This window comes from Enterococcus sp. AZ079 (genome assembly GCF_050547255.1).
Lineage (GTDB): Bacteria > Bacillota > Bacilli > Lactobacillales > Enterococcaceae > Enterococcus_D > Enterococcus_D casseliflavus.
Genome location: NZ_CP172955.1, coordinates 182,501 through 207,153, shown reverse-complemented (window position 1 = coordinate 207,153; position 24,653 = coordinate 182,501). Strand labels below are relative to the sequence as shown.

19 protein-coding genes, 1 riboswitch and 1 other annotated feature (1 of these 21 cut by a window edge) are annotated in these 24,653 nt (G+C 46.1%); of the genes, 6 read left to right on the top strand and 13 right to left on the bottom strand.

Going from position 1 to position 24,653, the window contains the following annotated elements; genetic code table 11:
* Positions 1-7: 7 nt before the first annotated feature.
* The 4 genes from IGJ15_RS01055 to IGJ15_RS01040 all read right to left on the bottom strand — a co-directional run bounded on the left by IGJ15_RS01055 (position 8) and on the right by IGJ15_RS01040 (position 6,638).
* Complete coding sequence (locus IGJ15_RS01055; RefSeq protein WP_010749016.1) at positions 8-2,683, bottom strand: AAA family ATPase; 2,676 nt, start codon at positions 2,681-2,683, stop codon at positions 8-10.
* Positions 2,680-3,870, bottom strand: coding sequence for a metallophosphoesterase family protein (locus IGJ15_RS01050; RefSeq protein WP_010749015.1), 1,191 nt, complete (start codon positions 3,868-3,870; stop codon positions 2,680-2,682). Before IGJ15_RS01050 ends, IGJ15_RS01055 begins: the two co-directional genes overlap by 4 nt.
* A gap of 193 nt (positions 3,871-4,063) precedes the next feature.
* Positions 4,064-4,405, bottom strand: a complete 342-nt coding sequence (locus IGJ15_RS01045; RefSeq protein ID WP_005227708.1) for a YlbF family regulator — start codon at positions 4,403-4,405, stop codon at positions 4,064-4,066.
* A gap of 70 nt (positions 4,406-4,475) precedes the next feature.
* Positions 4,476-6,638 (bottom strand): PBP1A family penicillin-binding protein, encoded by a 2,163-nt coding sequence (locus IGJ15_RS01040; protein WP_005227705.1) that lies wholly within the window; start codon positions 6,636-6,638, stop codon positions 4,476-4,478.
* Between the two features lie 191 nt (positions 6,639-6,829).
* Between IGJ15_RS01040 and IGJ15_RS01035 the strand changes: the two genes are divergently transcribed.
* Entirely contained in the window at positions 6,830-7,684 is an 855-nt protein-coding gene (locus IGJ15_RS01035) for an RluA family pseudouridine synthase (protein ID WP_010749014.1), read from the top strand.
* A 94-nt stretch (positions 7,685-7,778) separates the two neighbouring features.
* Here IGJ15_RS01035 and IGJ15_RS01030 read toward each other — a convergent pair whose 3' ends face one another.
* The 3 genes from IGJ15_RS01030 to IGJ15_RS01020 all read right to left on the bottom strand — a co-directional run bounded on the left by IGJ15_RS01030 (position 7,779) and on the right by IGJ15_RS01020 (position 11,432).
* Positions 7,779-8,855 carry a M23 family metallopeptidase gene (locus tag IGJ15_RS01030; RefSeq protein WP_034696289.1) on the bottom strand — a complete coding sequence of 359 codons (1,077 nt, stop codon included), beginning with the start codon at positions 8,853-8,855 and terminating at the stop codon, positions 7,779-7,781.
* A 141-nt stretch (positions 8,856-8,996) separates the two neighbouring features.
* A complete protein-coding gene (locus tag IGJ15_RS01025; RefSeq protein ID WP_143112430.1) occupies positions 8,997-9,716 on the bottom strand; it encodes a pseudouridine synthase in 720 nt (239 codons plus the stop codon).
* 69 nt (positions 9,717-9,785) lie between these two features.
* The gene (locus IGJ15_RS01020; protein ID WP_010749011.1) at positions 9,786-11,432 is read right to left on the bottom strand and encodes a putative polysaccharide biosynthesis protein; all 1,647 of its coding nucleotides are present in this window, start codon (positions 11,430-11,432) and stop codon (positions 9,786-9,788) included.
* 199 nt (positions 11,433-11,631) lie between these two features.
* On the opposite strand from IGJ15_RS01020, the gene murE reads away from it, so the two are divergent.
* A complete protein-coding gene (gene murE / locus IGJ15_RS01015) occupies positions 11,632-13,152 on the top strand; it encodes a UDP-N-acetylmuramyl-tripeptide synthetase (protein WP_010749010.1) in 1,521 nt (506 codons plus the stop codon).
* A gap of 70 nt (positions 13,153-13,222) precedes the next feature.
* On the opposite strand, the gene IGJ15_RS01010 is transcribed toward murE, so the two are convergent.
* The gene (locus IGJ15_RS01010) at positions 13,223-13,522 is read right to left on the bottom strand and encodes a DUF5960 family protein (protein ID WP_005227682.1); all 300 of its coding nucleotides are present in this window, start codon (positions 13,520-13,522) and stop codon (positions 13,223-13,225) included.
* A 220-nt stretch (positions 13,523-13,742) separates the two neighbouring features.
* Here IGJ15_RS01010 and IGJ15_RS01005 point away from each other — a divergent pair, with 220 nt between their 5' ends.
* Entirely contained in the window at positions 13,743-13,973 is a 231-nt protein-coding gene (locus IGJ15_RS01005) for a hypothetical protein (RefSeq protein WP_005227680.1), read from the top strand.
* Between the two features lie 105 nt (positions 13,974-14,078).
* Here the strand turns inward: IGJ15_RS01005 and leuS are convergent, their stop codons facing one another.
* Both leuS and IGJ15_RS00995 read right to left on the bottom strand, forming a co-directional pair.
* Positions 14,079-16,493: a leucine--tRNA ligase gene (gene leuS / locus IGJ15_RS01000; RefSeq protein ID WP_010749009.1), complete on the bottom strand. Its 2,415-nt coding sequence runs from the start codon at positions 16,491-16,493 to the stop codon at positions 14,079-14,081.
* An 87-nt stretch (positions 16,494-16,580) separates the two neighbouring features.
* Positions 16,581-16,800, bottom strand: a binding site (T-box leader).
* A 42-nt stretch (positions 16,801-16,842) separates the two neighbouring features.
* The gene (locus IGJ15_RS00995) at positions 16,843-18,540 is read right to left on the bottom strand and encodes a LysM peptidoglycan-binding domain-containing protein (RefSeq protein WP_010749008.1); all 1,698 of its coding nucleotides are present in this window, start codon (positions 18,538-18,540) and stop codon (positions 16,843-16,845) included.
* Positions 18,541-18,852: 312 nt separating this feature from the next.
* Between IGJ15_RS00995 and IGJ15_RS00990 the strand changes: the two genes are divergently transcribed.
* The 3 genes from IGJ15_RS00990 to IGJ15_RS00980 are packed head-to-tail and all read left to right on the top strand — an operon-like array spanning position 18,853 to position 21,054.
* Positions 18,853-19,503, top strand: coding sequence for a phosphatase PAP2 family protein (locus IGJ15_RS00990; protein WP_010749007.1), 651 nt, complete (start codon positions 18,853-18,855; stop codon positions 19,501-19,503).
* A gap of 14 nt (positions 19,504-19,517) precedes the next feature.
* A complete protein-coding gene (locus IGJ15_RS00985) occupies positions 19,518-20,501 on the top strand; it encodes a TIGR01212 family radical SAM protein (RefSeq protein WP_010749006.1) in 984 nt (327 codons plus the stop codon).
* Positions 20,476-21,054, top strand: coding sequence for a tRNA (mnm(5)s(2)U34)-methyltransferase (locus IGJ15_RS00980; RefSeq protein ID WP_010749005.1), 579 nt, complete (start codon positions 20,476-20,478; stop codon positions 21,052-21,054). Before IGJ15_RS00985 ends, IGJ15_RS00980 begins: the two co-directional genes overlap by 26 nt.
* A gap of 24 nt (positions 21,055-21,078) precedes the next feature.
* On the opposite strand, the gene IGJ15_RS00975 is transcribed toward IGJ15_RS00980, so the two are convergent.
* From IGJ15_RS00975 to metK, 3 genes are all read right to left on the bottom strand, one after another.
* Positions 21,079-21,858 carry an alpha/beta hydrolase gene (locus tag IGJ15_RS00975; RefSeq protein WP_010749004.1) on the bottom strand — a complete coding sequence of 260 codons (780 nt, stop codon included), beginning with the start codon at positions 21,856-21,858 and terminating at the stop codon, positions 21,079-21,081.
* Between the two features lie 22 nt (positions 21,859-21,880).
* Positions 21,881-23,338, bottom strand: coding sequence for an MDR family MFS transporter (locus IGJ15_RS00970; protein WP_010749003.1), 1,458 nt, complete (start codon positions 23,336-23,338; stop codon positions 21,881-21,883).
* Positions 23,339-23,404: 66 nt separating this feature from the next.
* Positions 23,405-24,589, bottom strand: a complete 1,185-nt coding sequence (gene metK, locus IGJ15_RS00965; protein ID WP_010749002.1) for a methionine adenosyltransferase — start codon at positions 24,587-24,589, stop codon at positions 23,405-23,407.
* Positions 24,587-24,653: riboswitch (SMK box riboswitch) on the bottom strand (it continues 15 nt past the right edge of the window). It overlaps the preceding gene by 3 nt.

The following is a 24,653-nucleotide window of genomic DNA, read 5'->3' as shown; positions in this document are numbered from 1 at the left end:
TGGCCGATCAGCCAAATCTTTCACTTCCTTTACTCAGATCCTGGATAGGCTGCTGGTACTTCTGATAATAGCTTACCATTTCTTGGTCAGAAGACAAACAAATTACTTGATAACTTTGTCCAAACTCTTTTAACAGCGCGGCAAAGCGTTCCTTACGAACACTGTCATAATGCAGCCAACCATCATCAATAATGATTGGACACAATGGGTGATTTTTTTGCAGCGCTAGATAACCGAAGCGTAACGCCATGATCAACTGATCCTTCGTGCCTGTGGACAAGTCGATGATCGAAAAGGTCTCGCTGGCATTTGCCGCTATCAACAAGCCATTTTCCAGAAGAATCTTTTGATAACGTCCGTTTGAAAGCTGTTCAAAATAAGTCGAAGCGGCTGACAATAGCTGCGGCAATTGCTGTTCTGACAACTCGGTCGTGACATCCGTTAAAATCGAAGCCGCCAACTGACGACTGCCCCATGCCACAGCGAGTTCTTCAATAACCGCCTTCAGCTCACTTTCTTCTTGATAAAGCTGATTCAAGGTGCCGTTTTTTTGACTGGCTGCTGCTTCTAATTCCAAGCGTTGTTTGTGCTCCGTCAACTGCTGCATTTGTGCCTGAAGCTGTGTTTGCTGCTGCTTGATCTGGTCTTTTTGCTGCAGCAATTCTGCTTGTGTGACTGGTTTGGGATAGATCGGTGTTAACATCCCCGCCAATTCTTCTGCTCGCTGCTGCGTGCGCTGCGCTGCTTCCCATTGCTTCAACCAGAGGCTGATTTCTGCAGGGTGATCTAACCCTTGCTGCTGCAAGAGCGCACTGGCTTGGGCAAACAGCTGGTCGCGTTCGTTGCGGGTACGGGTCAATTGTTGGGCCAGTAACGTGCTAGGTTGTTGCAACCGCGAAAGCTTGATCGTTTGCATCTCTTCATGAAACTTCTGCAACATCGCCGCTTTTTCTAACAAGGTTTTGTTTTGCAGCGGCAGCCACTCCGCATACGGGCGGAATTGCTCCTCAAAGGGGGCCAATTCTTCCGTGACAGCTTGCCGTTCTTGATAGGCTTGCTTGCGCTGCTGCGAGTAGGCTTGATAGCTAGCAACATCTTCATCATAGGCGAATAGATACGACTGCCAGTTGTCCACCGGCAAATCAGCAAAAAAGGGTGTCAACGCTTGGTGGGCACGGCTGATCTGCTGTTGCTTTTGCTGCTGTTCATTTTCCAGCTGTGCCAACTCTTCGCCCAGTAGATCCAACTGCATGAGGACCGTCTGCCATTCTTGCTTGATGCCTTGCTGCTTGTTTGGTGCTGCTTTCATCAGCGGCAAAATACTGCCGATGATCGCTGCGATCCCCGCACCTAATGCAAGCCAGCGCCAGGGACTCGGCAAAAAGATACCGATCACTGCGACTAGCCCACCGACGATCCCTAGCGGCCATAGTGGGCGAGAAACGGGCTTGCGGCCAATTAATTGAGGATGCTGCTGTTCTAAGCGGGCCGCGGTGGCTTGCAAAGGTTGCGCTTTTTCTTCTAAATGCCTCATGCGCTTTTCGAGCTCTTCTAACTGCACACGTTCTTGCAGTAAACGTGTGATTTGTTCATGGATCGAAGCCGTTACTAGCGGCGGCGATTCTCTGCTCCACTGGCGCTTTTCAATCAAGCGATTCAACTCTGTGATGGCGACAGTTTCTTGTTGATTGGCTGCTGCTTCACGATCTGCCAAACGCGCCATCGTCACTTGCTGCTGCAGCAAGTGATTGATCTGATGCTCGTGATCAAGGTAAAAGAAATACTTGTCTGATTCTTTTCCTTGCTCCAACTGATCTAATTCGGCTTCTTTTTTGCGAATTTCTTCCGTCAGCTGCTGATACTGCTGATAAAACTGTTTGATGGCTTGGACTTGCTGAGGATCGGCTAGCGTATCTGCTGGTGCCATTTGCTGCCACTCTTCATAAAGGCCCCAGTGACTCAGCTGTTGCTGATTTTCCTGATAAGCGTCATTCAATGCTTGATACTGGTGCCGCAAGTCTTGGATCTGTTCTTGCAGCTGGGCGATCTGCTGATACTGCTGTTGGATGCGGCTTTCTTCGCTTTCTTTTTCCGCAATCGTTTTTTGCAGTTTTTCTAATTGTTTTAACGCTTGATTCAAAGGCAGCTTTTGCCCTCGTGGCTTGTATTGCTGCTGATTGATGGTTTCATATTGCGCCACTTGCTGCAGCATTTTTTGACTGCCGCTGATCCCTAGAGAAATCAACGCTTGGTGCAGCTCATTTTCTTCTAGCTTATCGATCTGGGTCAATTGCTCTTGCTGAAAAGTAAAGACATCGAAGAACAATGCTCGATTGAGGGGCTGCAGGTGTTGTGCCAGCCATTGCTCATCGACCGTCTGGCCAGCGACATGGACTTTGGCACGACCACGGTCCACTTGCCGATAGCGTTCCACGATCACTTCGCCGAAGGGTTCCAGCGCCAACCATAACTTGCCACCGTAAGCAGCACCGTTTTTGGGGGTATAGTCTTTTTTCTTGGCTGTCTTTTTCGGAAAGCCAAACAAGATGGCGGCAATAAATTGATACAACGTCGATTTTCCGATCTCGTTGTGCCCAAAGAGCAGCTGATTTTGCGGATGAAAGGCAAAGCTTTGTTCATGGTATTTCCCAAAACCGGTAATTTCTGCTTTTAAAATTTTCATGACTGCTCCTCCCATTGAAAGTCGTCTTTCAACAATTGCTTGGCTTGCTGCAAGACTTCTTCTTGAAATGATTCATGGGTGATCCCCCGCTGGATCAGTGGATGCTGCAATAGATCCGACAATCGATCCGCAAACATCTCTGGCGACTCATACATCGCTAAAAACTGCAGCATATAATCTTCTGATACCGCCAATGCGATCTTGTCTTCATTGGCTTGCTCGACTTCAAGGGCATAGATCACTTGCAGCGGCTCTGTTTGTGCCAACCGTTCATTGAGGTAGGTCAGCCATTCATTTTTTTCCGCAGCTGGAAACCAATCTGGCGGCAGCTGCTGCACATCGGTCAACACCAGATGCAGCAAGCGCGAACGAGGACTTTTTAAGCGCTCGATGATCGCTGGCAATACGGCATTCGAGGCAGTCACATCCGCTAAGGAGACCACTTGCTTTTGCCAAGCGATCTCTGCGATCTCCAAGCGCTCGATCGTTGGTCCCTGCGGCGTTAAGTCTGCCAAAATCACCCCAGTCGCCTGTTCTTTCTTGGTCTTTCCTTGAGGTGTACCTGGATAGAGAATCGGTGGCTGCTCTGAGAGCGTCTTAGGTACATGGATGTGCCCCAAGCCCCAATAATCATAGCCTTTTTGCTTCATTTCACTGATTGAAAAGGGGGCATACCGTTCACCAGCTTGGTCCCCGTGGTAAAGCCCGATATGGTAATCCACCGCTGCTCTTGCAGGAAATTCTGTTACTTTATTTTCAGTAATCCAAGGATGTTGGTAGCTAAATCCACTGATTGCATAGGTTTCACCGTTTTTCGTTGTTCCTTGAACCGTTTGAACTTCTTCTGATGAAAAGAGAATGACATTTTCTGGAAAAGCAAACCAATACCGTTGCGGATCATAATAATCATGGTTGCCGAAAATCATATAGACAGGGATCTGTGCTTCCCCTAGTCGTTGCAGTTGGGCAAAAAAGTCATGCTGCACTTTTAGACTCGGCCGTGCTTGATGGAATGTATCCCCAGCCAGCAAAACAAAATCGACCGCTTTTTCTAAGGCAACATCCACCAAATTACGGATGATTTTTTGATTGATGGCAGGGAGTTGGGTCTTCACTTTTTCAGATAACAAATGAACCCCTTCAAATGACCGGTCGATATGCAGGTCTGCACTATGTAAAAATCGCATTTCTTTCTCCCTCCTTAATGCTTCTATCATAACATTTCTCAGGCATTTCGTCAGCAAAATACGAAAATTTGTTCGCCTTTTTCATAAAAAAAACCAAAGAAGCGATTTTGAAACTTCTTTGGAAAAGGCTCTTGCAGTTGCAGCCGATTGCTCTGAAGATTCACTTGCTTCTTTGGTCTTTGTTGGTTGGCGATTACGCTTCGTATAGATCTCTTACAGGACCCATGATGATGCGGTTCAAGTCATTAGCTACTAAGCTGAAGGCTTGCTCTTTTTGCATCAAGTCAGAAACAATGCCGTCTTGTTGAATTTTTTGCGATAATTCTTGGGCTTTTTGCGCTTCTTCTTCTGTCATTTCTTCGCCAGCCATCATTTTTTGTTGCAGGCTTTGTTGCAACTCTTGAAACTCTTTGAATAACGCATACGCTTCTTCATTTGCTTTCAAGCGGTCGAAAGAACCTTTCAAATCTTGAAACTGTTCTGACTCGCGTAATTCACGTTCTAATTGGTTTGCTGTATCATAAATATTTGCCATTTTGACGCCTCCTCTTTTTTTCTAGTATACCATTCTTCTCAGGTTCTAGACTAGCAGTTGCCTAATTCCTTTAATTTCCGCTTATGGAATTCCATAAGCCGCCAAACAGTTCTTTCGTTCCTTCTTTGATCTTGCTGCCGAATTCCTTCATGCCTTCTTTGGCGCTTTCGGCAAAGTCATCGATGGTTTTCTGCCAATCATTGCCATTTTGTGACGTACTGCTCTCAGGATCTGGTACTTCATCGGCCGCCATCAGTTTTCCGCCTGTCCAATAAGCGTCTGCAACTTGAAATTGGGTGCCTTGACTATAAGGCAGTAAGCTTTCGGCCTCTGCTTTGAATATTTTCCCAACGACTTGCCCACTGGTTCCCGTTAAGTAATGATCTTCACTCACATGCTCAAATCCTAACCAAGTTGAAAGAACCATATCAGGAGTATAGCCGACGATCCATTGGTCATTGACCTTAGAAGCATCAAAGTTGGTCTCTGTCGTACCCGTCTTACCGGCGATCGTAAAGCCGTACGGACTTGCACTAACACCCGTCCCGTTAGAGAAGGTGCCCAGCATCATGCTCGTCATTTTATCAGCGGTCTCTTTAGAAATCACCCGTTTGCCTTGCACAGACGTATTGTCAACGATCACGGCACCAGTTGAATCAACGATTTTGGTGATCAAATGCGGTTTGTAGTAATACCCGCCATTTGCGAAGACCCCATACGCTGCTGCCATCGTCATTGGAGATTCCCCTTTTTCCAAACCACCTAAGGCTAAGCCATAATATTTGTCGGATTCGGTCAAGGAAAGTCCAAACTCTTGTGCTTTGCTGTACCCACGATCTAAGCCGATCTCATGCAACAGCCAAACTGCTGGCAGATTCAAGCTTTGGGCGAGGGCTTGATACATGACTGCTTCGCCAGCATAGGTCCCATCAAAGTTTTGAGCATCATAAAAATCGAGGGGCTCGTCTTTCAGGATACTGTCGGGTTCAAACCCAGCTTCTAGGGCAGGGGCGAAGACGCTGATCGGTTTGATCGTGGAGCCTGGTGAACGTTTCATTTGCGTGGCAAAATTAAAGCCTCTAAAGACGTGCTCGCCACGACGACCCACCACCGCTTGCACCCCACCGGTATTCGGATCAAGTGCGACAGAGCCAGATTGCACCATCGTGCCATCAGCGGCATTTTCAGGGAACAAGGCATCGTTTTTATAGGCAGCTTCCATTTGCGCTTGGTAGTTTTGATCCAGTGCTGTATAGATCTTGTAGCCGCGATTCATGACATCATCGGCGTCCAACCCATAGGATTCGGCTTCATCGATGACCGCATCGAAATAATAAGGATACTTATAGCCAGATTCTGAATTGCCAAATCCATCATACAGTAAATTGGCTAAGGCAACTTGCGATTCTTGGTCAGCAACGGACTGGTCCAACTTGCCGTTATCCACCATCAAACTCAAGACGGTATCGCGACGGTTCGTGGCGTTTTCCAGATTGTCGATCGGGTTATAGATCGAAGGACCTTTGAGCATCCCCACCAACGTCGCAGCTTCTCCCACGCTTAGTTCAGAAGCATTGACACCGAAATATTTTAGCGAGGCATCTTGAATGCCCCAAACCCCGTTACCAAAATAGGAACTGTTCAAATACATTTCCAAAATCTCATCTTTGGAATATTTCTTCTCGATCTCGATCGCTAAGAAAAGCTCCTTGGCTTTTCGACTAAAGGTTTGATCCAAGGACAGATAGGCATTTTTGGCAAGCTGCTGGGTGATGGTACTTCCCCCACCGCCTTCGGCACTGCGGTTGACCAGCATGCGCAGTGCTGCCCGAGCGATCCCTTTAATATCAAACCCGTGGTGATTATAGAAGTTGCGGTCTTCGGTTGAGATCAAGGCGTTGACCACATCACTGGAGATGGCATCAAGAGAAACGTACGTGCCTTTTTGCGAGTACAACTGCCCTGCTTCATCACCATTGGCATCAAAAATCACCGTCGATTCTTTCAGACCTGACTCTAATTCACTGACTTTCGTATTTTTGGCGATATAAAACAAATACCCGCTCATGATTAAGATAGCAACTAAACTAAGTAAAATAAAAATTTTATTTACGTGGTATTTTTTCCAAACCCGCTTGCGCCATTGATGAAATTGCTGCAAATACGGTTTTAACCAGCGCCAAAAGGTCAGCCAACCGGTCTTTATTTTGTGAAGGATGTGTTTCCAATCCATTACTTCACGCTCCTTTGGTTAAGTGTAGCATAAATGACTTTCTTTGTTATACGGCTCTAGACGTAATTTCATTCGAAAAGAATGCTTTATTATTCTAGCATTGAATGCTCTGTTTTTTATTGTTTTTTTTATAAGAAAAGCTTAAAGATGCTATAATAGTCGATAGCGAACAGCAAAGAAAGGACGTTTTTATGGAATACACCATGACTTTACCCGAAAATCACCCGCCCATGCCGCTTCGCGATTTGTTGGAACGGGAGTGGCTCGTCCCACGAAAAGTGCGCCATTTTCTGCGCACACGGAAAAATGTTACCGTCAATCAGCAGCCCGCGATGTTTCATCAAGAAGTTCGTGGCGGCGATCAAATCACTTTGATCATTGAAGACAGTGATTACAGCTATCAGCCGATCCAGTTAGGCCAAGCAAACAAAGTCGACGTACTTTTTGAAGATGAGCACTTATTGGTGCTGAACAAGCCTGCGGGGGTCAAGACGCACCCCAATCAGCCATTAGAAGCAGATACCCTATTAAATGATGCAGCTGCTTACCTTGCGCCGAAACAGCAGCAGCCTTATGTGGTCCATCGTCTAGACAAAGAAACCAGCGGTGTCGTTTTATTCGCAAAAAATCCTTTGGTGTTGCCGATCTTGGGTCGAATGTTGGAAAACAAACAGATTTTCCGCCGCTATCAAGCCACAGTTTGGGGCAAACTTACGCAAGATCAAACGATCGCCAAAAAAATCGGTCGTGACCGTCACGATCGTCGCAAGCGGATCATTGACCCCCGCAACGGTCAGTCAGCCGTCACCCATGTAACCATCGCCCACACCCAACAAAAGACGACCGATGTGTATTGTGTGTTAGACACGGGGAGGACCCACCAAATTCGCGTCCACCTTGCCAGTATCGGTCATCCAGTCGTCGGTGACCCGCTTTACCAAAACAAACCAGCGCCGCGTTTGCTGCTACATGGCTATGAATTGCATCTGGAGCATCCCTTTACCAAAGAACAGTTAGTGATCATCGCTCAACCGGGCTTGTGGTAAACAAAAAAAGCATGACGACTTGAGGAACCCCTCTTGTCAGTCATGCTTTTTGGTTTCAGATGTTTTTTTCAATGTTTCTACTCGGTGCTTCGGCTTATAGCGGTAAGTAAGCTGCTGGATCAACGAAATCTGACCACAACGTCTTACTCAATCCAAAGTGCAAATGGACGCCAGTCGAGTTTCCAGTCGTCCCCATCGTACCGACTTGCTCGCCAACTGCAACGGTTGCCCCCTTCGAGACACTGACAGCTGTTAAGTGAAAATAATACGAGTAAAAGCCGTTATCATGAGCCAAAATCACGTAATTCCCCGTGCTTGGACCATAGCCAGCATCTTCTACCTGACCATCACGAGCGGCGACGATCTTCTCCCCCGCTTGACCTGTAAAGTCGATCCCGTCATGCTGCGTCCCAGAAAAACCAGTTGGGTCAGCTCGAGTACCAAACCCGCTGGAGATCGACACGGCGCCCGTGATTGGCAGTGAAAATTCACTGGCTGCTGCTTTCTCTGCTGCTTCTTTGGCTTTTTGTTTTGCTTCTTCAGCGGCTTTTGCTTCTTTGTCCACTTTTTCTTGCAAGTCTTGTACTTGCGCTTGCGTTTGCTGCAGCTGCTCTTGTTGGCTCTGCAATTCTTCTTTTGCTGTTGCTAGTTGCTCTTTACTATGTACTAATTGGGCTTGCGTCAAGGTTTGGTACGAAGTGATTCGTTGCTGTTGGGCTTCTTTTTCCGCCAACTGTTGGTTCACTTCCCGTAAAGCCGCTTGTTGTTCACTAAACTTGCGTAGTTGTTGGATCGTGGCTTGTGGTCCGTCGACTACCAGGCTGCTTGGCGCTTGGCTTTCTTGATGCTGGGCTTTTTGGTCATTCAGAGCAGCGATCTGCGTTTGAACTTCCTGGCTTTCTTGTGCTAATTGGGTTAATTCTTCCTGATAATCCGCTAATTGACTTTCCAGCGCTGTGACTTTCTGTTGGCTAGTGGTGACTTCCTCTTCATACGTGGCAAGTTCTGCAGTCAAAACCGGCAGTTCCTCGGTGCTCTTCGTTTCAGCAGCATAACTGACAGCTGGCTGGAAAAGCGGCAACGTAAGGGCGAGCAATAAAAAAATCTTTTTCTTCAATGAGGTAACTCCTTCTTTTTTTAGTAGCTTGGCTACTTTAACATGCTTATTCATGAAAAAAAAGAGGGTTTTTCCAACAGTTTAAAGTCTATTGTTGCAAATTTTCATGTAAATCACCTATAAAACGGGCTTTTTTTACAAATATTGCAGCCGAATAACAACTTTTATAAGAATTTCTTTAGCTCGCCAATCGTCTTATCCTCGCTCTTGCAGCTTCGCCAATTCTTCAGACGTTAATTCCCGATACTCGCCTAATGCCAAATCATCAGGCAAGGACAGGCCTCCCATGCGAATCCGTTTCAAATAAACGACTTCTTTTCCTACTGCCTGGACCATCCGTTTGACTTGATGGAACTTGCCTTCATGGAGGATCAGTTTGATCTCGCTGCGCGATTCATTTTCATCGACGTTGAGGATCTGCAGCTCAGCCGGCAAGGTCCACTCGCCGTCTAATTTGATGCCTTTGGCAAAGATTTTTTGATCCTCCGCTGTCATGATTCCCTCGACTTGGGCATAATATTCTTTTTCCACATGCTTCTTAGGCGACAATAATTGATGCGCCAATCCGCCATCGTTCGTAATCAGCAAAAAGCCTTCGGTGTCTTTATCCAACCGTCCTACTGGAAACAAATCTTCGCGAAACGCTTCTTCAGAAAACAAATCTAAGACCGTCTCTTCATAGGAATCGACGGTTGCCGAAATCACGCCGGCGGGTTTATTCAGCAAATAATAAAACTGGCTTTGATAGGCGATGGGTTCCCCCTCAAAACAAACGGTATCTTGTGTTTCTTGTACTTGTGCTTTGTCACTTTTGATGACTTGTCCATTGACGGTCACGAGCCCTTTTTTGATCAACTGTTTCACTTCTTTGCGGGAGCCATAGCCCATATCCGCTAAAAACTTGTCTAAACGCATCGGTTTCTTCCTTTCATATAAAACAGCCGCCAAGGTCTCACAAAGGAGGCTCAGCGGCTGCTTCTGGTTTTATTTGATGTGTAATTTCTGGCGTAAACGTACCATTGATGAGCCGAGTAGTTTTTCAGCTAAACGCAATTTCAGCGCAATGTAGATGTATACACTGCCGCCGACTCCTGCTACTAGCAAGCTCAAGATAAAGGCTTGGACTTTTCTTTCAGAGCTCAAGACAAGCCCAAAGAGTTGGCGAGCGATCAACGCTGCGATCACCATAATGATCGTCATCGCGCCAATCAATAATGTCCGTCGCAACGTTAAGTTTACATTGAAATGGCCTTTGCGAATCATTTTGCGAATATTTAACCAGCAGACGATCCCTAAGGCAATCGTGGTAGAAACCAATGGTCCATAGACTTGGAACAAACGAATCGCTGGATACTGCAAGATCACTTTCACCAGTAACCCTACAAAGAAGAAAACAACCGCTTCTTTGTTGTGGTACATCCCTTGCAGCATACTCGAACTAAGCATAAACAAGCCCAAGACCAGACCAGACAGACAGGCAGCGACTAAGACGCTCGCCCCTAACGCATCTGGACGATAAAACAAGGTGTATAGAGGATAAGACAGTACGATCATCCCAAAAGTCGCTGGAAACATTACAAAGGAATACAATTGCAAGTTGTTGCTGATCAATTTGGCTAAGTTCTTTTTGTCTTTTTTGGCGACTGCTTCACTGATCAAAGGCAGTCCCGTTGAAGCCATGGAAGTAGCTAATCCGATAACCACCATCGTCAGCTTATCAGGGTTGCTGCCGAAAATCGCCATTAGTTCTAAGAGCTGATCATTTGAAAATTCGGTAAAACTGCTCATCATTCGAACAAAGGTGTACTGATCCACCAATTTTAAAATCGTGATCCCTGAGCCTACGATAATAAAAGGGATCGCTTCTTTGATGGTCGCTAAAACCAACTCTTTGGTTTGCAGCACCGTTTCTTCTTTGCTCATATCCACTAAAACATCCATCCGCACCCGCTGCTTTTGGAAGTAATAGCCTAATACCAAAATGCTGGCTAAGACACCGATAAAGGCGGCAAAGGTCGATTGCGTCACGGCTGCCGTGTATTCGCCTTCGATGACCCGCATAATGATGAAGGTCGCTAAAAGCATATAACAGACACGAGCGATTTGTTCAACGACTTGCGAGATCGCAAAAGGTTTCATGTCTTGATTCCCTTGGAAATACCCTCGCATGACACTCATACAAGGAAAAACCAATAAAGCAATACTCAATGAGCGCATTGCAGGAATCAATTCTTCCCCGCCACCTGAAGCCGTTGCCAACCATGGGGCTGCCAAATACATGATTCCAGCGGTCACCACGCCAAAGCCTGCCATCAATTGAAACGCTCTTAAAAAGAGCTTCTGACTCGTGCGGTATTCTTGGCGAGAATTGTAAAAAGAAATCTGTTTGGCAATTGCTGAAGGGATCCCCGCAGTGGAGATCATTAAAAATAAGGCGTAAACATTATAGCCCATTCCAAACAACGCATTTGCTTTATCCGCATTTGCGCCCATCCAATAATACCAGGGTAAAATGTAAATGGCGCCAAGCAAACGTGAGCCGATATTTCCCATCGTCATCCAAGCAGATCCTTGAGCCATTTTTTCTTGTGTAGTTAATTCTTTTGACACTGAACGCATGTGTTTATCCATCGCCATTATCTCCAACTTTCTACAAACATATCCCTTCCATTTTAATTCGAAAAAGGGTTGGTCGCAATCTATTTTTGCAACATCTTAAAGTTTCTTCAAAATAAGGAGAAAAAAAAGAAAACTTTTCCCTCCCAAACGGCGGTTTTTAGGAGTTATGCTATAATAAGAGAAATCTTTAGAGGAATGAAGGAGAACAACGATGCAAAAGGAACTCATTACCGTGCCACAGATCCGCAAGCTCTTATTGCAGGAAAACCTATTGAAAGAAATCATCACCCCCACTGATTGGGTTTATACCGTGCCGCAAGAAATGACTGATCTTGCCTTTACCTCATTAAGCTACGACTCGCGAACAGCCGATGCGGCGACGCTTTTTTTCTGTAAAGGGGCTTCTTTTAAAGAAAGCTACCTGGCTGCCGCCATTGACCAAGGGATTCAGTGCTACATTTCAGAAACGCCCTATGACAACTTTGCAACTTATGGAATCATCGTCACCGACATTCGAGAAACGATGGCAGTTATCGCTCAAGCGTTTTATGGCCATCCTCAAGAACAGCTGGTGACCATCGGCATCACGGGAACAAAAGGCAAAACCAGCTGCGCCTATTTTGCTCGGGCGATTTTAGCAGAATCGACGGGTCAAAAAGTAGCATTCTTTTCATCTGAGGAAAACTCAGTCGACGGAAAAACCTTTAATGAAGCAGTGTTGACGACCCCCGAAACACTGGATCTTTATAAGATGATGGCCGAGGCTGTCGCAAACGGCATGACCCATCTTGTGATGGAGGTTTCTTCCCAAGCCTATAAAACCAAACGGGTCGCCGGTATTACCTTTGATATTGGCGCGTTCTTGAATATTTCGCCTGATCACATTGGACCAGTGGAACATCCAACTTATGACGATTACCTTTACTGCAAACGGGAACTGATCCGCAACAGCAAACAGATGATTTTGAATCGCCAAAGTGATCACTACCACTTGCTGCGAGAAACTTGTGAAGTCCATCAAGTTCCTTATATCACCTACGGACGTTCAGACGCCGATTATGTCGTCCAAGAAGGGACGGATCTAAAAAGCTTTGCGCTGTCAGCTGCTTCTGATGTCTTGCAGGTCTCTGGGGAATATCAACTGGGGATCTTAGGTTCTTTCAACCATGAGAATGCTGCAGCGGCGATTTTAGCTGCCTGCTTAGCGGGTGCCTCTCGTGAGGACGCTCAGAAAGTCCTGCCGACAGTGATCATCCCTGGACGAATGATCGTTTTAGAAAAAGAAAATGGCGCAGTCATGATCGTTGACTATGCCCACAATTACCTTAGCTTCCAATCATTAAGTGAACTTGCCCGCCAATTGCGCCCAGATGGCCGCCTGCTTTTTGTCACTGGTAGTGCTGGCGGCAAAGCCCAATCTCGCCGAGCAGATATGGGACGAGCGCTAGGAGAATATGCGGACAAAGTCTACCTGACCAGCGATGATCCTGATTTTGAAGAAGCAGCTGCGATCGCAAAAGAAATCGCAGCTGCGATCACCAATCCTGAAATTGCCATCATTCATGAGATGGATCGGGCTCAAGCCGTCAAATCGGCGATTGCTGAAGCAGACAGTAAGGATATCGTGATTATTGCGGGCAAAGGCGCCGAACAATACATGAAAGTCGCTGGAAAAAAAGTCCCTTACATCGGTGACTTGACCTTAGCGCAGCAGCAAGCCAAACACCAATAGCAACAAGTTGCCTCAACAAAAAAACTTTCAGATGATTTAACAGATCATCTGAAAGCTTTTTTCTGCGTGATTATGGTTGTTCGTCTTCGTAAGTCTCATAGACATAGGGTGCGCCATCATACCGGAATTCTGTTGAAATGGCGGCGTCAAGGTCTTCGGTAAACATTCGTTTGCTGAAAGGAAACAAAAAGACTTGCCCTTCTTTGGCATCTTCGGCTGCTAAACGGTAAAACAGCTCTTCTTCTGTTAATTGTTGATTCAACTGTTCCAAGACATCGGCAGTGACTGCCTCTTCCTCATAGCCAGGTTTGGCAATCCGTGCATAATCTTCAAAAAAAGCCGACTGGCCTTCAAATGATTGATACTCCATGTAAGTCCCCTCTTTCTTTTCTCTTACTTTATTATACGAGAGTCCGTGAGGATCAGCGAATAATATGATCGGTCTTCAGGGGAATTTTTACTTTTCTGGTGCTTAAATATGTCAGAAACATTTCAAGTGTATTACGAATCAATTATTTGACAAAATCAGATTGAACACGCATCCAAATTTTGTATAATGATACATAGAGACTATAAAAGGGGCAAATGTAATGAACAACGCAAAGAAAAAAATTTTCGTCGGTACTGGTGCTGCAATTGGTTTTGTCGCAATCGTTGCTATGATGGCTCAGTTCATGATTTCCAATCATCTATTTGGCGGAAGTGATGCTTCATCAGAAATTTTCACTCGCGCTACGTATCCAAACGGCTTTCTACTAGTGATCTTGATTCCATTGGTCGCAACAGCCGCTTTGTTCTATGGGATCATTCGCAAAAAATAACAAAAAAGTGTTGCTGAGAACCACTCAGTAACACTTTTTTTCTTTGTCGTCACCAAAAAGCTGCCTAACAGACCCTCGATCTGCTAGGCAGCTATTTTTTAGCGTTTAGTTTGCAACGATATTGACCAATTTGTTCGGTACGACGATCACTTTACGGATCGTTTTTCCTTGGAGCTGTTCTTGGACAAGTTCGTTTTCTTGCGCCAATTGTTCAAGCACTGCTTTTTCGGCATCCGCTGGCACCATTGCTTTGGCGCGAACTTTGCCGTTGACTTGAAAGACGACTTCGATCTCGTCTTCCACTAGGGCACTTTCGTCATAGGTTGGCCATGGCACATAAGAGATCCCATGGTCATTTCCGAGGATCGACCAGAGCTCTTCTCCGATATGCGGTGCGATCGGCGCCAATAGCTGCACAAATCCTTCGACATATTCGTAAGGCAAGGCATCGGCTTTGTACGCTTCATTGACAAAGACCATCAATTGGGAAATCGCCGTATTGAAGTGCAGCTGCTCAAAATCTTCCGTCACTTTCTTAACTGTTTGATGGTAAACTTTCGACAATTTACCATCGTTGAATGTCGTGATGCGGTCACGCATTTTGCCATTTTCATCGACGATCAAGCGCCACACACGATCCAAGAATTTACGACTGCCTTCAAGGCCATTCTCATTCCAAGCGATCGATGCATCCAATGGTCCCATAAACATTTCATATAGACGCAAAGTATCCGCACCGTATTGATTGATGACATCATCTGGATTGACGACGTTGCCGCGGGATTTTGACATTTTTTCATTGTTTTCCCCAAGGATCATCCCTTGGTTGAACAATTTTTCAAATGGTTCTTTCGTTGGCACGACACCGATATCATACAAGAATTTATGCCAGAAGCGAGCATAAAGCAAGTGCAAGACAGCGTGCTCTGCGCCACCGATATAAATATCGACTGGCATCCAGCGTTTCAATTTGTCGTAGTCTGCCAAAACAGACTTATTATGAGGATCGATAAAGCGCAAGAAATACCATGAGCTTCCAGCCCATTGCGGCATCGTATTGGTTTCACGACGTCCTTTTTTCCCAGTTTCAGGGTCGGTGACATTGACCCAATCTGTGACATTGGCTAATGGCGATTCACCAGTACCGCTTGGTTTGATATTGTCGGTTTTTGGCAAACGCAACGGCAGCTGATCTTCAGGAAGCGTCGTAGTCGTCCCATCTTCCCAATGGATGATTGGGATTGGCTCTCCCCAATACCGTTGGCGAGAGAACAACCAATCGCGAAGACGATAGCTGACTTCTTTTTTCCCAACGTGGTTTTCTTCCAACCATGCGACCATTTTTTCGATGGCTGTCTCTTTGTCTAGCCCATCCAAAAAGTCTGAATTGATATGCAGTCCATCTTCGGTATAGGCAGATTCTTCCACGTTGCCCCCTGCCAATACAGGAATGATCTCTAAGCCAAATGTTTTGGCAAATTCGTGGTCACGTTCGTCATGGGCAGGAACCGCCATGATCGCACCTGTTCCATAAGAAGCCAAAACATAATCGGCGATCCAAATCGGGATCTCTTTGCCATTCACGGGATTGATGGCATAGGCACCTGTGAAGACACCAGTTTTTTCTTTGGCCAAATCTGTTCGGTTCAAATCAGATTTTTTCGACGCTTCTTCTACATAGGCATCAATGGCTGCTTTTTGTTCTGGTGTAGTGATTTGGGCCACTAGCTCATGTTCTGGCGCCAATACGGCGTAGGTCGCACCAAACAAGGTATCTGGGCGAGTCGTAAAGACGGTAAAGTCTTTTTCCATCCCTGCCACTTTAAACGTAACGTTGGCTCCGACCGAACGTCCGATCCAATTGCGCTGCATTTCTTTGATGCTTTCTGGCCAATCAACTTCTTCTAAATCGTCCAACAAACGATCAGCATACGCTGTGATTTTCAGCATCCATTGGCGCATCGGTTTGCGGATCACATCGTAGCCACCCCGTTCGCTTTTGCCGTCAATGACTTCTTCATTGGCGATCACGGTCCCAAGCTCTGGTACCCAGTTTACTGGAACTTCGGCTTCATAAGCTAACCCTTTTTCATAAAGCTTGGTAAAGATCCATTGCGTCCACTTGTAGTACTCGGGATCTGTCGTATTGATTTCACGATTCCAGTCATAGCTGAATCCTAGCGCATTGATTTGACGGCGGAAGGTCTCAATATTTTTCTTCGTGAATTCCGCTGGATCATTTCCAGTGTCTAGTGCATATTGTTCGGCAGGCAGACCAAAGGCATCCCAGCCCATTGGGTGCAGTACATTGTACCCTTGGCTGCGTTTGAAGCGGCTCAAGATATCCGTAGCTGTATAGCCTTCTGGATGTCCGACATGTAATCCTTGTCCAGATGGATATGGGAACATATCTAGCGCATAAAATTTTGGTTTGTCCGGCTCATCATGGGTGTTGAATTCATTTTTCTTTGCCCAATATTTTTGCCATTTTTTTTCGATTTCTTTGTGATTGTAATTCACGATGGACTCCTCCTAAAAAATTGGTGTTTTGCTCGTCAAATCAACCAGCAAAACTTAAAAAAAGTCCTATAAAAATCGCTATGATTTTTATAGGACGTTATCAACGTGGTACCACCTAAGTTTATCTGCTCCTCAAAAAAGCAGACCTCGATGTTTTAACGGCCATCGCCGTATCTGCCTAGCCAAATCAGGTTCAGTCAGATATCACTCGAAGACGAGTTCGAAAGGTGTGCTGTGCATTTCCACCAACCATGCACTCTCTAAAAGTCCCACCGTACTTCTACTATTCCTTCTCAAACGTGAAAGTTTCTTTGCACTTATCCTAACAAAAATCATTAGGAATAGCAATCTATTTTACCCTAACTGTTTGTCCTGGGTAAATAAAGTTATTTTGAATATTGTTCCATTGGATAAATTGATCCGTCGTGATGCCGAACTTATCTGCGATCCCCCAAACAGAATCCCCCGATGCGACCTTGTACGTACCATTTGTCGCTGAAGTGCTGGTAGTAGCTGCCGTGCCGCCTTGCTTGACGACCACCTTTTGACCTGGATAGATAAAATCATTTTTGATGTTGTTCCAGCTGCGGAATTGGTCCATCGAAATCCCGTGTTTATTGGCAACTGACCAGACTGAATCACCAGAAGCCACCGTATAGGTGTTGCCTGCAGCACTGCTGCTGGTTTGGCTGCTGACGGTCGTGCTCGTCGTTGTACTTGTACGGGTAGAACTACCGCTGACAACCACCTTTTGACCTGGATAAACATAGTCGTTTTTAATATTGTTCAAGCTGCGGAACTGATCCATCGAGATGCCATGCTTGTTAGCGATCGACCAGACTGAATCGCCAGCTGCTACCGTGTAGGTGCCGCCACTGCTTTGGCTAGCCGTTGATGCCGTGCTGACAGTCGTAGTACTGCTGGTATTCGTAGACGAACCACCGCTAACGACAACTTTTTGCCCTGGATAGACAAAATCATTTTTGATGTTGTTCAAACTGCGAAATTGATCCATCGAAATGCCATGCTTATTGGCGATCGACCAAACGGAATCGCCAGAAACTACGGTGTAGGTATTGCCTGATGTAGTTGCTGAAGCATTGCGATTGACGATCGATACCGTTGAAGTTGCCGAAGTACTTTGGGCGCTGCCGTTGACTTTCAAGGTTTGTCCTGGATAAACAAAATCGTTTTTGATATTGTTCAAACTGCGCAGCTGATCCATGGAGATGCCATGTTTGTTGGCGATCGACCAGACCGAGTCGCCCGAAGCGACTGTATAGGTTTGACTGCCGCTCGTGCTAACAGCTGATGTCGTGGTCGTCGTACTCGTTGAAGCACTGGCTGTGGCGCCACCACCGGCATTGCCAGAAGCTGGTGTGTCATATTGCGTCAAACCAAATTGTTGGATCACGGCATTCAGGGAAGAAGCATAGTTTGGTGCAGTCGCATAACGGCCTGCTAGCCATGCGGTTGCATCAAGATATGAAGTCGTATTGCTTTTCCAAGCGCCAGAATAATACGCGACACCGCTTTGTAAAGAAGTTGAGCGTAAAGTACGTGCGTTATCTTCAAATGATTGCGTGTAAGATGGGTAACGCTTAAAGGGTTCATTCATAGTCAACCATTGGTTGTTCAAATATTCTAAGGTACTCATATAAACGGTTTGACCGTTATAGCTGCCTTTGATTCCGAAAAGATTGTAATTCGGTGCTTTTGACAAGCTGCTTCGGCCCCAACCACTTTCTAAAATGGCTTGCGCGATCATCACAGAAGCATATAGATCGTTGGCGTTTGCCACAGGTTGGGCGTACGTAGCGATTTCAGCAATAAACGCGGAAGTATTCGGCGCGGCAAAATTGCTAGTAGAAACTTGGGCGATCGAGGTCTCTACGGCTTCTGCTTGAACCGATGACACCAATGGAGCTACAACAGAGCAAGCAGTCAGTGTTGTTCCTAAAACAACTGCACTTTTTTTGATCACTCGATACTTATCGCCCGATTGGTCTGCTTGACGATGTACTTTTCTTGATTGACTCGTGTTCATGTCCGTTATTCCTCCGTTTTTTCCTTATAGTGAACGTAGGTTTAGTATACAATTTCTTAAGAATTTATAAAAGGTATTTGAGCCGATTTCAGAAACTGTAAACTCTTTGTAATCAAACGAACATTTATTGCAATGAATATTGCAATGAAGCAATTGGCCTGCTCCCGATAAACGTATCGCTTGCTCAGACGAGTAACCCCCTGCTCGTTCCCTGCTTTTTCCGACTTGTGATAAATGCTATAATACCTTCTAGATGTGTCTTTGACTTAATGACAATAATTAACAGAAATTCTCTAGAAACGAGGCTTATCCATGCATAAAAAACTTTATTTTCAATTTGCGGGCAGTTGCTTTTTACTGCTGTTCGTTTTTCTCGGCTATGTCGTGAAATTTTACCCTACTTGGTTGGTCTCATTTGACGAAACCTTGACTCGCATCATCCGCAGCGGCTACCCGTTTTGGACACCGTTTTTTCTATGGGTCACAAAATTTGCGAATCCTACCACGATCATCTTGCTTTTTCTCGCTGTTTTAGCTGTCTTAGTGATCAACAAGTATTATGCTGAAGCCCTATGGCTTAGTATTGGTACCATCGGGATTGTTGGGCTCTTTAATCCATTGATCAAACTGGTCTTTTTACGGGAGCGCCCAACTCTTGAACACTTAGTCACGGAATCAAGTTTCAGTTTCCCCAGTGGACACTCGACGGGCAGTATGATTTTTTATGGCACCTTGCTCTTCTTGATCCCAGTTTTCTTCAAGCAGCCTCTTTGGCAATGGGGCATCCGCCTTTTGCTGGGCCTTTTGATTGGCTGCATCGGCATCAGCCGAATTTATGTTGGTGTGCATTTTCCCAGTGATGTATTAGGCGGTTTTTGTGTTGGCCTGTCTTGGCTGCTGTTGACCTATCCGTACTACTTGCAAAAACGCTTTGTCTGGCGCTTCACGCGTAAACAATTATAAAAGAAGGTAAAAAAATGAATCCATTTCCTTATGCAGAAGATAAAAACAAACGATACCATTCGTGGAACTTTGCTTTGCGGCAAGAATTTGGCGAAAAAATCTTTAAAGTCCCCATCGATGCGGGCTTCGACTGCCCCAATCGTGACGGCACCGTTGCCAAAGGCGGCTGTACATTTTGCAGTGTGTCCGGTTCTGGCGATATGATCGTAGCTCCTGAAGCCCCACTGCCAGAGCAGTTTGAAAAAGAGATCGCCATGATGCACAAAAAGTGGCCGCAAGTGGACAAATACATTGTCTATTTTCAAAATTTTACGAATACCCACGCACCGGTGGCAGTGATCCGCGAGCGCTTCGAGCAAGTGCTGACACTACCTGGTGTTGTCGGGATCTCCATTGGGACCCGACCAGACTGCTTACCAGAAGATGTCGTTGACTATCTAGCAGAGCTCAATCAACGCTTTTATTTATGGGTCGAATTAGGACTGCAAACGACTTTTGAAACCACGAGCAATGCCATCAACCGCGCCCATGATTATCAAACTTACTTAGACGGCGTCGCCAGCCTGCGCAAACACAATATTCGTGTCTGTACCCATTTGATCAATGGCCTGCCAGGCGAGACGATCGAGATGATGCAAGAAAACGTCCGCCGCACCATTCAAGATTCTGATATCCAAGGCATCAAACTGCACCTGCTACATTTGATGCGCAATACTCGGATGCTGCGGGATTATCATGAAGGACGTTTGCAATTGATGCGGCGCGATACCTATGTGTCATTGATCTGCGATCAGTTAGAAATGATCCCCCCAGAGATCATCATTCATCGCTTGACAGGCGATGCACCATGGGATTCTCTGGTAGGTCCAATGTGGAGTTTGAAAAAATGGGAAGTCTTGAATGAGATCGATCAAGAAATGCTGCGCCGCAACTCCTATCAAGGGAAATTCAATGTGCGAAAGGAGCCTGTCAATGCTGCCGACCGCCATGCGCTATAGCCACACCCTTTTAAAAGAAGTTCTGCAGCCGGGACAAACCGCCGTTGATGCCACGATGGGCAACGGCTTCGACACGGAATTACTGGCTTCCTTAGTTGGCCCAACTGGTCAGGTGTTTGCTTTTGATATTCAAGAACAAGCCCTGCAAGCTACCAAAAAGCGGTTGGCTGAAAAAGAGCTGTTGGCGCAAGTCCAGCTGATCCATCAAGGCCATGAGACGCTGGCAGATGTTGTGAGTGGTCCGGTTCATGCCGCCATTTTCAATTTAGGCTACTTGCCGAAAGGGGACAAAGCGATCATCACGCTGCCTGATACAACGAAAACGGCTTTAGAAGCTTTACTGACACGTTTAGCCCCGAAAGGTAGAATCATCCTCGTCTGCTATTATGGACACACTGGCGGCGAAGCAGAGCTGAAAGAAGTACACTCCTTTTGTCAGCAGCTGCCGCAAGAGGCATTCAATGTCCTTTCCTATCAATTTATCAATCAGCGCAACCAACCGCCGATCTTATTTTGTATCGAACGAAAAAACCATCAGTCCTCGGCACGTTAAGGTGTCGATCGACTGATGGTTTTTTTATTCACTAAAAAGCCATTGCAGGACTCGTTGGATCCATTGATCCCAGAAATTCCAATCATGATCCCCAGTTCCCGATTCAAACGTTACGGCTAGTTTGCGTTTTTGCAGCTTATCCACCGCATATTCACTTGCCGGATACAGCTGATCCTCGGTTCCGCAGCTAATAAAAAAGCGCGGCGCTGTGCTTGGATCGATGGTCTCAATCAGATGGATCAAATCATTTTCTGACCCTTTGAATTGCTCTAATGGTCCAAAAATTCCTTCCCAATAAGCTTGGCTTCGCAGCTGCAGCAAGGAATCCATGCTTTCAGCCAGCGCTAATGCCCCAGACAAAGACGCTACCGCCGCAAACTGGTCAGGCTTTCTCAGCCCGAGTTTTACTGCCCCATAGCCCCCCATCGAAAGCCCAGCCGCAAAAGTTTTTTCTCGTTTTTGCGTCAGCTGAGGAAACAGCTCATGGCAAATCTGTGGTAATTCTTCGGCGATAAAAGTCCAATACTTCATCTCATAGATCGTATCGGTATACCAACCCAGATCAGTAGACGGCATGATGACCGCTAGTTGATACTCTGCGGCATACCGCTCGATCGACGTCCGTCGCTGCCAGACACTATGATTTCCGTTCATCCCATGCAACAAATAAAGCACCGGGAGATCTGTGCCCGTTGATTGGCTTTGCGTGCCGATTTTTTTCTTGGTACTTTGAGGCAAGATCACATCGATCATTACCTCCATTTCAAGAACATTTGAATAGATATTTGCTTGTAAAAAAGCCATACAATCACCTGCGATCCTTTTTTTATATTGTACCAGATTCTCGCGAAATCGTGCGGGTCAAACCAATCGCTAGCACAATAAGTAAAACACCGATCCCAAAAACCCAGTGTAGACCGCTATAAAGAATCTCCCGTAATTGCCCTAATAATGCGGTTGGCAGCTGGCGCGCAGCGGCTGGATCTACTAGCTGATTCATGACACTGCTATCATTGACTTGTGCCTGTGCTAAGCCTACGCTATTACTGGTGTTTAAAACGATACCGAAGACCGCTACCATGATGGTTTGCCCGATCGTTCGCAACAGGGTATTGAAAGAAGTCGCCACGCCGACTTGTGTGGGGCCAACGCTGGTTTGGGCAGTAACCGTACAAACCACCATCGTTGCCCCTAACCCGACGCCAGTAATAGAAGAAATGACCAAGAATAACCAGAATGAGGTCTGTGCCGGTGTCAAAAACAGCCACAAAGCACCGGTAGCCGTGATCAACAAGCTAACCGTCAAGACCCAGCTGACACTGTGCTGTGTCAACCAACGGCTGGCTATGAAGGAACCAATCATCCATAAAATCGACAACGGTGCCAACACAAGCCCGCCAATCCCCGCACTCATGCCTAAGACCCCTTGCATCCACATTGGGATATAAACATCGATCCCCATCAAGAAGCCGCTAGCCAAAGCTGCTACGATATTGACCACCACAAATAATTTTGAATGAAACAGCTTCAGATCAATAATCGGATCTGCTGCTTTTTTCTCCACCTGAACGAAGCCGATGAACGTAAGGACAGAAAAAACGAATAGCCCGATGACAGGCAGACTCACACCATAATCTCCCAGCAACTGGAAGCCTAGCAAGAGGCCTACTAGCGTCAACATCAACAAGAGACTGCCTGCATAATCAATGTTGACTGCAGCAAAGGCCTTCTTTTCTTCATGAAAATAAAACCAAATCAAGGCAATCAGCCCTAATCCAATGGGTACGTTGATAAAAAAGATCCAATGCCACCCGATCGTATCTACGATCAAGCCACCGGCTAAGGGACCAACGACACTGGCGATCCCCCAAGCCGTACTATTGAGCCCTAAGACTTTCGCCCGCTTTTCAACGGGATACAGGTCCGCAATGATCGTTAGGGCAACGGGCATCATGGCCCCTGCGCCTAATCCTTGCAACGCTCTGGCAATGATCAACGTCAACATCGTGTTGGCCATCCCACAAAACGCCGACCCGATAATAAACAGCAACGTCCCAAATAAAAAGACTGGTTTGCGGCCGATATTATCGGCAAACTTGCCGTAGATCGGGGTCAACATCGCACTGGTCAAAAGATAGATCGAGAAGACCCAGTTCATGATCTCGATCCCTTTCAATGAACTAACGATGGTAGGCATCGCTGTCGTAATGATCGTTCCTTCGATTGCGGTCATAAACGTTGCGACAAAGACCGCAATGGTGACTAATTTTACATTGGTTCGCATATAACTCCTCCTTTTACTCCAAAAAAAAGAACCTCTATTGATAGTCATCAATAGAGGTCGCCTCTTTTAATCCTTCACACTTGCCAAAAGTGCCGCCACCTTGTCGGTGCGTTCCCATGGCAAATCGATATCTGTACGACCGAAATGTCCGTAAGCGGCAGTCTGACGATAAATCGGACGGCGCAAATCTAACATTTCAATAATTCCTGCTGGTCGCAAATCAAAGTTTTCCCGTATCGCTTGGATCAAGCGCTCGTTGCTGACGGTTCCGGTACCAAAAGTGTTGATGCTGATCGAAACGGGCTGTGCCACACCGATCGCATAGGCTAATTGTACTTCCACTTTTTTGGCTAGCTTTGCTGCTACGATGTTTTTGGCAATGTAGCGAGCCGCATAGCTGGCTGAACGGTCAACTTTGGTTGCGTCTTTTCCAGAAAACGCACCGCCGCCATGACGTGCATAGCCGCCATAAGTATCAACGATGATTTTTCTGCCAGTCAAACCGGCATCCCCTTGAGGACCGCCGATCACAAAACGACCAGTAGGATTGATATAATATTTTGTCTGCTCGTCTAAAAGATCGGCAGGGATCACTTCTTTGATCACTTTTTCGATGACATCACGGTGGATCGTTTCATTATCAGCCGCATCATCATGCTGGGTACTAATAACGACGGTGTCCACTCTTTGTGGTTGATCGTTATCATCATATTCAACGGTTACTTGTGATTTTGCATCTGGACGCAAGTAGCTTAGTTCGTTGTTTTTCCGCAACTCTGCTAAGCGACGTACCAGCCGATGGCTCAACGCGATCGGTAAAGGCATCAATTCAGGTGTTTCATCAACAGCAAAACCAAACATCAAGCCTTGGTCGCCGGCACCGATATCTTCTTTATCCGTTTCTCCACGACTTTCTAAAGCATCGTCAACGCCTTGAGCGATATCTGGTGATTGCTCATCGATCGCTACCAAAACAGCAACCGTATCGCCGTCAAAGCCGAATTTTGCTCGTGTATAGCCGATTTCTTTGATGGTTTCTCGGACGACTTTTTGAATATCTACATAAGCAGAAGTAGAAATTTCTCCAAAGACTAAAACCAATCCGGTAGTAACTGACGTTTCGCAAGCGACCCGTGCCATTGGATCTTCGGCAAGCAACGCATCTAAGATGGCATCACTGATTTGGTCGGCTACTTTGTCTGGGTGTCCTTCTGAAACGGACTCTGATGTAAATAAGTGTTTCTCTGTCATTTTTGTATTCCCCCTAATATATGTTTCGGTTACAAGGCATCTTCGCAGCTGCGAATCCTTTCGG